Origin of the sequence: Salmonella sp. 741265055_HSA, assembly GCF_046569525.1 — a bacterium.
GTDB lineage: Bacteria > Pseudomonadota > Gammaproteobacteria > Enterobacterales > Enterobacteriaceae > Salmonella > Salmonella enterica.
Genome location: NZ_JBKFSQ010000050.1, coordinates 17465 through 26383 on the forward strand (window position 1 = coordinate 17465; position 8919 = coordinate 26383).

Consider the following 8919-nt stretch of genomic DNA (forward strand, 5'->3'; position numbering starts at 1 on the left):
AAGGGCGCTGAATGAGCGCCCCTTAAATTAGAGGAAGAAAGGACTTGGCTGGAACAGACGTTCGACGTCGGTAATAAACTTTTTATCGGTCAAAAACATAATGACGTGATCGCCTTGTTCAATGCGTAAATTGTCATTAGCAATCATGACATCATTACCGCGAACGACCGCGCCAATAATGGTGCCTGGCGGCAGTTTTATTTCGTCAATGACGCGGCCAACCACGCGGGAAGTGCTTTCATCGCCGTGCGCGACGGCTTCGATGGCTTCGGCAACCCCGCGACGTAGTGAGGAAACGCCGACGATATCTGCTTTACGCACATGGCTCAGTAATGCAGAGATGGTGGCCTGCTGCGGAGAAATCGCAATATCTATAACGCTACCCTGCACAAGATCGACATAAGCTCGGCGCTGAATCAGCACCATCACTTTTTTGGCGCCCATACGCTTAGCCAACATCGCGGACATGATATTGGCTTCGTCATCGTTGGTGACGGCAATAAACAGATCGACCTGATCAATATGCTCCTCCGCCAGCAATTCCTGATCGGAAGCGTCGCCAAAAAAGACGATCGTGTTTTGCAGTTTCTCAGCCAGTTCTGCGGCGCGTTGTTGATCGCGTTCGATCAATTTAACGCTATAGTCTTTTTCCAGACGCCTTGCCAGCCCGGCACCGATATTGCCGCCGCCCACCAGCATGATGCGCTTGTAGGGTTTTTCCAGACGCTGTAATTCGCTCATTACTGCACGGATATGCTGTGAAGCCGCAATAAAGAAGACTTCATCCCCTGCTTCAACGATAGTCGAGCCCTGAGGGCGGATTGGTCTGTCATGGCGGAAAATTGCGGCAACGCGGGTATCGATATGCGGCATATGCTCTCGCATTGTCGAGAGCGCGTTACCTATTAGTGGACCGCCATAGTAGGCTTTAACTACTGCCAGACTGACTTTCCCTTCGGCAAAGTTTACAACCTGTAATGCTCCCGGATACTCGATCAGACGATAAATATTATCGATAACCAACTGCTCTGGCGCGATCAGATGATCAATCGGAACCGCTTCAGAATGAAAGAGTTTATCCGCATCGCGAACATAGTCCGGGGAGCGAATGCGGGCGATACGGTTTGGAGTGTTGAAGAGTGAATAGGCTACCTGACAGGCAACCATATTAGTTTCATCTGAACTGGTGACAGCGACCAGCATATCCGCATCGTCAGCGCCCGCTTCGCGCAACACGCGGGGATGCGAACCATGCCCCTGAACTACGCGTAGATCGAACTTATCTTGCAAACTGCGTAATCGTTCGCCGTTGGTATCAACCACCGTGATGTCGTTGTTTTCGCCGACCAGGTTTTCCGCCAGTGTTCCGCCAACTTGCCCTGCGCCCAGTATGATAATTTTCATCAGTCGTGGCCCGTTATCTCATCACTTTTTGATTAGCTTAGCGTAAAAGAACCCATCACCTTCTTCACCGCCCGGCAGATTTTGCTGTCCTGGCCGATCAGGTGTTCCCGTTTCGCTGAGCGCGGCATCGGGAGTGCGTTGCAAAAAGGCTTTGATCTGATCGCGGTTTTCTTCCGGCAGTACGGAGCAGGTGGCGTAAACCAGCGTCCCGCCGGGCTTCAGGCGCGGCCAGACGGCATCAAGAATTTCCGCCTGTAATTGCGCCAGTTCTGCGATATCGCGATCGCGACGCAGCCATTTGATATCTGGATGACGGCGAATGACGCCGGTTGCGGAGCAGGGCGCATCCAGCAGAATACGGTCAAACTGCTGCTCGCCGCACCATTGGGCGGGATAACGTCCATCCCCTTGTTTAACTGTCGCTTTCATCCCAAGACGCTTTAGGTTGTCGTAAACGCGGGAGAGCCGTTGTTCATCAATATCAACCGCCAACACGTCTGCTTCGGGGGCCACTTCGAGAATATGCGTGGTTTTACCGCCGGGTGCGGCGCACAAGTCTAAAATGTACTCACCGTTCTGAGGAGCGAGAAAAACCGCACATCCCTGCGCAGAGGCATCCTGGACAGTTACCCAACCCTCAGCAAAACCGGGTAAAGCATGTACCGGAGCTGGCGTTTCCAGACGTACAGCGTCGGGATAATCGGGATGGGGATATCCCTTCATGCCTGCGTCTTCAAGTAAGCCAAGCCAACCGTCGCGGGTGTGGTGTGTACGATTTACACGTAGCCACATAGGCGGACGCTGGTTATTCGCATCAATAATGTGTTGCCACTGTGTGGGGTAAGCATTTTGCAAACGCTTTACCAGCCAACCTGGATGTAAAAAGCGCGCATCGCTGGTCGCAAACTCATTAAGCAACGTTTCCTGCTGGCGCTGGAACTGGCGCAGGACGCCGTTAATTAACCCTTTCAACTGCGGACGTTTGATGGAGACCGCGCCTTCAACGGTTTCAGCCAGCGCCGCATGGGGAGGAACGCGGGTGTACAGCAACTGATAAAAGCCGACCATAATTAAGTAATGCACAGTACGCTGCTTGCCGGTCATTGGACGAGACATCAGCTTATTGATCAGCCATTCCAGCTGTGAAAGGGTGCGCAGGACGCCAAAGCACAGCTCCTGAAGTAGCGCTTTGTCTTTATCGGCGACTTTTTGTTGCAGCGGCGGGAGCACATTACTTAATGATTGTCCCTGTTCGACGACCTGTTCAACGGCCTGTGCTGCCAGACTACGTAAATTGTTTTGTTTTTTCATATGTATAAAATAAAAATGCCCGGTAACACCGGGCGTATAAAGACGTGACCGTCAGGCAAGACGGTTACCAGGAATAAACCATTCCCGGCGTGAATTTAACAGATCCTGGGCGCTCATCGCTTTTTTGCCGGCAGGCTGAAGCGAAAGCAAATTTAATATCCCCTTGCCTGTTGCAACCTGAATGCCCTGTTTCGTCGCGGCCAGAATGGTTCCCGGCAGCGACTGCGTGGCGTCCTCAATGACGGATGCCTGCCAGACTTTTACTGGCTGGCCGTCGATTTCCAGCCAGCTCATTGGCCACGGATTAAAGGCACGAATGCAACGCTCCAGCTGTGCTGCGGAGAGAGACCAGTCAATACGCGCTTCTTCTTTACTGAGCTTTTCCGCATGAGTGACCAGCGCTTCATTCTGTGCTTCAGGCGTCGCTGTGCCGTCCGCCAGTTGTTTTAGTGTGGTAATTAACCCCTGCGGGCCAAGTTCAGCCAACTTATTATACAGTGAGCCACTGGTATCTTCTGCGGTAATCGGGCACGCAAGTTTATACAGCATGTCGCCGGTATCCAGCCCTACATCCATCTGCATAATTGTGACGCCGGTTTCCGCATCGCCTGCCCAGAGTGAGCGCTGAATAGGCGCCGCGCCGCGCCAGCGTGGAAGCAGCGAACCGTGAACGTTGATACATCCGAGACGGGGCATATCCAGCACTGCCTTTGGGAGAATCAGACCATATGCTACGACAACCATGACGTCGGCATGTAAGTCAGCAACCAGATGCTGGTTTTCCTGAGGACGAAGCGACACGGGCTGGAAAACGGGCAGGCCTTTTTCTTCCGCCAGCACTTTTACCGGGCTGGGCATCAACTTTTTGCCGCGACCTGCTGGACGATCGGGTTGGGTAAATACGCCGACAACGTTATGTCCAGAAGTTAACAGCGCGTCGAGATGACGCGCTGCAAAGTCAGGTGTACCCGCAAAAATAATACGTAGTGAATCTGACACGTTGGTTCTTGTCCTTTAAGCCCGGGCGTTCAGGCGGTCGAGTTTTTCTACTTTCTGACGAATACGTTGTTGCTTCAGCGGCGACAAATAATCGATAAACAGTTTACCGACCAGATGATCCATCTCATGCTGAATGCAAATTGCCAGCAAACCATCCGCTTCAAGCTCAAACGGGTTGCCGTCGCGATCCAGCGCGCGGATTTTCACTTTCTCGGCGCGCGGCACTAAAGCGCGCTGTTCCGGAATCGACAGACAGCCTTCTTCTATACCCGTTTCGCCACTTTTCTCCAGCAATTCCGGGTTAATGAGTACCAGGCGCTCGTCGCGGTTTTCCGAAACGTCAATCACGATGATCCGCTGGTGGATATCAACCTGCGTTGCGGCCAGACCGATACCTTCTTCCGCGTACATCGTTTCGAACATATCATCGACGATACGCTGAATCTCTGCATTCACTTCTTCAACCGGCTTTGCGACTTTGCGAAGGCGCTCGTCCGGAATATGTAACACTTGCAAAACTGACATAATTATCCAGAGTTGTGTTCAGGAGTTGAAAAGATTATTACCTCTATTCTAGACAAATCCCCACCTGATTGACAGCATCAGTGACCAATCGCAAAGATTGTTCAGACTGCTTGTGGCAGGGGAGGGAAAGGATGGCCCGTACCGAAATTTGGTTACGTTTAATGTACGTCGGCGACCTTTATAGCGAGGCGATGTTGAACATGGCGAACTCGCTTATTCGCCAGCCTCAGATAAATCGCACGCACCTTCAGGAGGCTGGTCTTACCGCGCGGCAAGCTGAACGTTTTTTACAGCTTCCAGCAGGTGTGCTTGATGAGACATTACGCTGGCTTGAACTACCGCAGCACCATTTTCTGTGTGCGGATAGTGAGATTTATCCTCCCCAACTGCGTGCTATTGACGATTATCCCGGCGCTATTTTTATTGACGGCGATCCTGCCTGTCTGCATACCTGCCAACTTGCCGTCGTAGGGAGCCGGAGCCACTCCTGGTATGGAGAACGTTGGGGACGTCTGCTTTGCGAAAGCCTTGCGAAAAGCGGTTTGACGATCACCAGCGGCCTTGCCCGGGGAATTGATGGCGTAGCACACAACGCCGCGGTGAGTATGGGGGGAAAAAGTGTAGCGGTGTTAGGGAATGGCTTGGCAAAGATTTATCCTCGCCGACATGCCATGCTGGCTGAAAACTTGATTGCTACCGGCGGCGCAGTGGTCTCAGAATTTCCGCTTTCAACGCCTCCGCTACCGCAAAATTTTCCTCGCAGAAACCGCATTATCAGCGGACTGAGCAAAGGCGTGCTGGTGATTGAGGCGGCGTTGCGCAGCGGCTCGTTGGTGACGGCGCGCTGCGCGCTTGAACAGGGGCGGGACGTTTTTGCATTACCAGGCCCTATCGGTAGTCCGGGAAGCGAAGGCACGCACTGGTTAATTAAACAAGGGGCCACGCTTGTGACGACGCCGGAGGATATTCTGGAAAATTTGCAATACGGCTTACACTGGTTGCCAACTACGGCGGAAAATTCACTTTATTCACTAAATCAGGATGAGGCGGCATTGCCATTTCCTGAGCTCCTGGCTAACGTAGGAGATGAGGTAACACCTGTTGACGTCGTCGCTGAACGTGCCGGCCAACCTGTGCCAGCGATAGTGGCTCAGCTACTCGAACTGGAGTTAGCAGGATGGATCGCAGCTGTACCCGGCGGCTATGTCCGATTAAGGAGGGCAAGCCATGTTCGACGTACTAATGTATTTGTTTGAAACATACATCCATAACGAAGCCGAGCTGCGCGTGGATCAGGACAGACTGGAGCGTGATCTCACCGACGCTGGGTTTGATCGCGAAGACATCTACAATGCGCTGCTGTGGCTGGAAAAACTCGCTGACTATCAGGATGGCCTCGCGGAACCCATGCAACTTGCTTCCGACCCTCTTTCAATGCGCATTTATACGGTTGAAGAGTGTGAAAGGCTTGATGCCAGTTGCCGGGGGTTCCTGTTATTCCTTGAGCAGATTCAGGTGCTAAACCTCGAAACACGAGAAATGGTGATTGAGCGTGTGCTGGCGCTGGATACCGCAGAGTTTGACCTGGAAGACTTGAAATGGGTTATTTTGATGGTGTTATTCAACATTCCGGGCTGTGAAAACGCCTATCAGCAAATGGAAGAATTACTCTTTGAGGTAAATGAAGGTATGCTGCATTGATAGGTGTTAATGCTGCATGAGTGAATATGGCTAAATCAGCACTGTTTTCGGTGCGTAAAAATGAGCCCTGCCCGCAGTGCGGGGCCGAACTGGTAATTCGCTCCGGGAAACATGGTCCGTTTCTCGGCTGTTCTCGCTATCCGGAATGCGATTATGTTCGTCCGCTGAAAAGTCAGGCGGACGGGCATATCGTTAAAATTCTGGAGGGGCAACTGTGTCCTGAGTGTGGCGCCGTACTGGTGCTGCGTCAGGGGCGCTTTGGCATGTTCATCGGATGCAGTCAGTATCCGCAATGTGAACATACAGTGGTTATTGATAAACCGGATGAAACGGCGATTGCCTGTCCAGCCTGCCAGCAAGGACATTTGGTCCAGCGCCGTTCTCGTTACGGTAAAATCTTTCATTCCTGCGATCGCTACCCGGAATGTCAGTTCGTCATTAACTTCACACCGGTTGCGGGGGAATGCCCCGAGTGCCATTATCCGCTACTCATCGAAAAGAAAACCGCGCAGGGCGTGAAGCGCTTTTGCGCCAGTAAACAATGTGGAAAGCCGGTTCCGGTGGAATAAACAAGTGAATAATAACCTGCCAACAGGATCTATCGCCGCGGCGGTAGATCTCCTGAATAAAGAAAATGTCATCGCTTATCCAACAGAAGCCGTTTTCGGCGTCGGCTGCGATCCCGATAGTGAAACAGCCGTTACGCGCCTGCTGGCGTTAAAACAACGGCCCGTCGATAAGGGACTCATTTTGATTGCCGCCAGCTTTGAGCAGTTAAAACCTTATATTGATGACAGCATACTTACCGCCGCACAGCGTAAAGCGGTATTTGATTGCTGGCCCGGGCCGGTAACGTTTGTTTTTCCTGCGCCCGCGACAACGCCGCGGTGGCTCACGGGACGTTTTGATTCCCTGGCCGTTCGTGTTACCAATCACCCGCTGGTGGTCGCGCTATGCAATGCGTATGGCAAACCGCTGGTTTCCACCAGCGCCAATCTGAGCGGATTACCGCCATGCCGTACCGTTGAAGAGGTGCGTGCGCAATTTGGCGATGATTTTCCGGTGGTTGAAGGCGCAACGGGTGGGCGTCTAAATCCTTCAGAAATTCGCGATGCTCTGACGGGCGAACTGTTCCGACAGGGGTAATATGATGGAAACCTATGCTGTTTTTGGAAATCCGATTGCGCACAGCAAATCGCCATTTATTCATCAGCAATTTGCTCAGCAGCTAGATATTGTTCACCCCTATGGTCGCGTGCTGGCCCCTATTAATAATTTCATTAATACGCTTGATGCCTTTTTCGCGGCAGGGGGAAAAGGCGCAAACATCACAGTACCTTTTAAAGAGGAGGCGTTTGCGCGATCGGATGAGTTAACGGAACGAGCATCGCTGGCGGGAGCCGTTAACACATTAAAACGGCTGGAAGATGGTCGTTTGCTTGGCGACAATACTGACGGTATCGGTTTATTAAGCGATCTCAAACGTTTAAATTTTATCCGCCCAGGATGGCGTATTTTGCTGATTGGCGCGGGCGGCGCATCCCGGGGCGTGCTGTTACCTCTGCTTTCTTTGGATTGCGCGGTCACTATCACCAACCGTACAGCTTCACGTGCCGAAGCGTTGGCGAAAATCTTTGCTCATACCGGCAGCGTTCATGCCATGGATATGGACAAGCTGGATGGTTGTGAGTTTGACCTGATTATTAATGCGACCTCCAGCGGCATACGGGGCGAAATCCCGGCGATTCCGGCGTCACTTATTCACCCTTCCCTCTGTTGCTATGACATGTTCTATCAAAAAGGGAATACGCCATTTCTCTCCTGGTGTGTACAACAGGGCGCAAAACGCTACGCAGATGGGCTGGGAATGCTGGTGGGGCAGGCTGCACATGCCGTTTTGCTTTGGCACGGTGTATTACCGCAGGTCGAGCCAGTGATTAAGCTGCTACAGCAGGAATTATTAGCGTGAACCAGGCCATACAATTTCCTGACCGCGAAGAATGGGATACTGCCGCCAGTGCTATCATCTTTCCCGCCCTGGTTAATGGGATGCAACTCACGTGTGCAATAAAAAAAGATGTACTGGCGTATCGCTTTGGTGGAGAAACAGCGGAGCAATGGCTGGCCATTTTTCGTGAGTATCGCTGGGACCTGGAAGAAGAGGCAGAAGCATTAATCCTGGCCCAGCAGGAAGACGATCACGGTTGGATATGGTTATCCTGAGAAAGATAGTCGTCTTTCCATTTTACATAGTTATTGGCGGAGTACCGCAGGCCCGATCTCTCAGCATCGCTCAGGGGGCGGATCTGTTTTACCGGACTGCCAAGATATAAATAGCCGCTTTCCAGCCGTTTGTGCTGCGGCACCAGGCTTCCCGCACCAATCATTACGTCATCTTCTATTATCGCGCCATCCAGCACAATGGAGCCCATACCGACCAGTACGCGGTTACCGATGGTACAGCCGTGCAGCATAACTTTATGGCCAACGGTAACATCTTCGCCAATGATTAATGGGTTGCCGTGTGGATTGGATGGAGACTTGTGGGTTACGTGAAGAACGCTGCCATCCTGAATGTTCGTACGAGCCCCTATCGCAACGTAATTCACATCGCCGCGAATCACCACAAGCGGCCAGATCCCGACATCATCCGCCAGACGGACATCGCCAATAACCACGCTGCTGGTATCGATCATCACGCGCTGACCGATTTCAGGAAAAAGATCCTTATAAGGACGTAATGTGTCAGACATGTCTACCTCATCATAAATGAATAGTCATGAAGACTTTGGTTGCTTTACCGGCGTTGTGCAAGGGGAGATAGCATCAAAAAATCGCCACTTTGTGCAGGAATGGAGCGAAAGGGATGAAAAATCAACAAACAGAAAAAAAGATCCAAAAAACGCTTGTGCAAAAAAATGGGATCCCTATAATGCGCCTCCATCGACACGGCGGATGTGAATCACTTCACACAAACAG

The 8919-nt window shown here is 51.9% G+C and carries 11 protein-coding genes; 6 read left to right on the forward strand and 5 right to left on the reverse strand.

The genetic code is table 11. From position 1 onward, the window contains the following. Nucleotides 1-27 precede the first annotated feature (27 nt). The 4 genes from trkA to def are packed head-to-tail and all read right to left on the reverse strand — an operon-like array spanning nucleotide 28 to nucleotide 4239. Nucleotides 28-1404: a Trk system potassium transporter TrkA gene (trkA, locus tag ACLD4K_RS20235; RefSeq protein ID WP_000691374.1), complete on the reverse strand. Its 1377-nt coding sequence runs from the start codon at nucleotides 1402-1404 to the stop codon at nucleotides 28-30. 21 nt (nucleotides 1405-1425) lie between these two features. Then, the gene (rsmB, locus tag ACLD4K_RS20240; RefSeq protein WP_183058788.1) at nucleotides 1426-2715 is read right to left on the reverse strand and encodes a 16S rRNA (cytosine(967)-C(5))-methyltransferase RsmB; all 1290 of its coding nucleotides are present in this window, start codon (nucleotides 2713-2715) and stop codon (nucleotides 1426-1428) included. 51 nt (nucleotides 2716-2766) lie between these two features. After that, entirely contained in the window at nucleotides 2767-3714 is a 948-nt protein-coding gene (gene fmt / locus ACLD4K_RS20245) for a methionyl-tRNA formyltransferase (protein WP_001285165.1), read from the reverse strand. Nucleotides 3715-3729: 15 nt separating this feature from the next. Next, nucleotides 3730-4239, reverse strand: a complete 510-nt coding sequence (gene def, locus ACLD4K_RS20250) for a peptide deformylase (RefSeq protein ID WP_000114987.1) — start codon at nucleotides 4237-4239, stop codon at nucleotides 3730-3732. A gap of 131 nt (nucleotides 4240-4370) precedes the next feature. Between def and dprA the strand changes: the two genes are divergently transcribed. From dprA to ACLD4K_RS20280, 6 genes are read left to right on the forward strand one after another with little or no spacing between them, the layout of a single operon-like run. Next, nucleotides 4371-5495 (forward strand): DNA-protecting protein DprA, encoded by a 1125-nt coding sequence (gene dprA, locus ACLD4K_RS20255; RefSeq protein ID WP_411012400.1) that lies wholly within the window; start codon nucleotides 4371-4373, stop codon nucleotides 5493-5495. Further along, a complete protein-coding gene (smg, locus tag ACLD4K_RS20260) occupies nucleotides 5467-5940 on the forward strand; it encodes a DUF494 family protein Smg (RefSeq protein ID WP_000460663.1) in 474 nt (157 codons plus the stop codon). Before dprA ends, smg begins: the two co-directional genes overlap by 29 nt. Nucleotides 5941-5966: 26 nt before the next feature. Next, on the forward strand, nucleotides 5967-6509 hold the full coding sequence (locus ACLD4K_RS20265; protein WP_001129708.1) for a type I DNA topoisomerase: 543 nt from the start codon (nucleotides 5967-5969) through the stop codon (nucleotides 6507-6509). Between the two features lie 4 nt (nucleotides 6510-6513). Next, nucleotides 6514-7086, forward strand: a complete 573-nt coding sequence (gene tsaC, locus ACLD4K_RS20270) for an L-threonylcarbamoyladenylate synthase type 1 TsaC (RefSeq protein WP_001063613.1) — start codon at nucleotides 6514-6516, stop codon at nucleotides 7084-7086. Nucleotides 7087-7090: 4 nt separating this feature from the next. Further along, the gene (aroE, locus tag ACLD4K_RS20275; protein WP_001582838.1) at nucleotides 7091-7909 is read left to right on the forward strand and encodes a shikimate dehydrogenase; all 819 of its coding nucleotides are present in this window, start codon (nucleotides 7091-7093) and stop codon (nucleotides 7907-7909) included. Next, nucleotides 7906-8163: a DUF1488 domain-containing protein gene (locus ACLD4K_RS20280; protein WP_001070571.1), complete on the forward strand. Its 258-nt coding sequence runs from the start codon at nucleotides 7906-7908 to the stop codon at nucleotides 8161-8163. Before aroE ends, ACLD4K_RS20280 begins: the two co-directional genes overlap by 4 nt. Here the strand turns inward: ACLD4K_RS20280 and ACLD4K_RS20285 are convergent. Further along, nucleotides 8139-8693, reverse strand: a complete 555-nt coding sequence (locus ACLD4K_RS20285; protein ID WP_411012401.1) for a gamma carbonic anhydrase family protein — start codon at nucleotides 8691-8693, stop codon at nucleotides 8139-8141. The genes ACLD4K_RS20280 and ACLD4K_RS20285 overlap by 25 nt on opposite strands. Nucleotides 8694-8919: the final 226 nt, after the last annotated feature.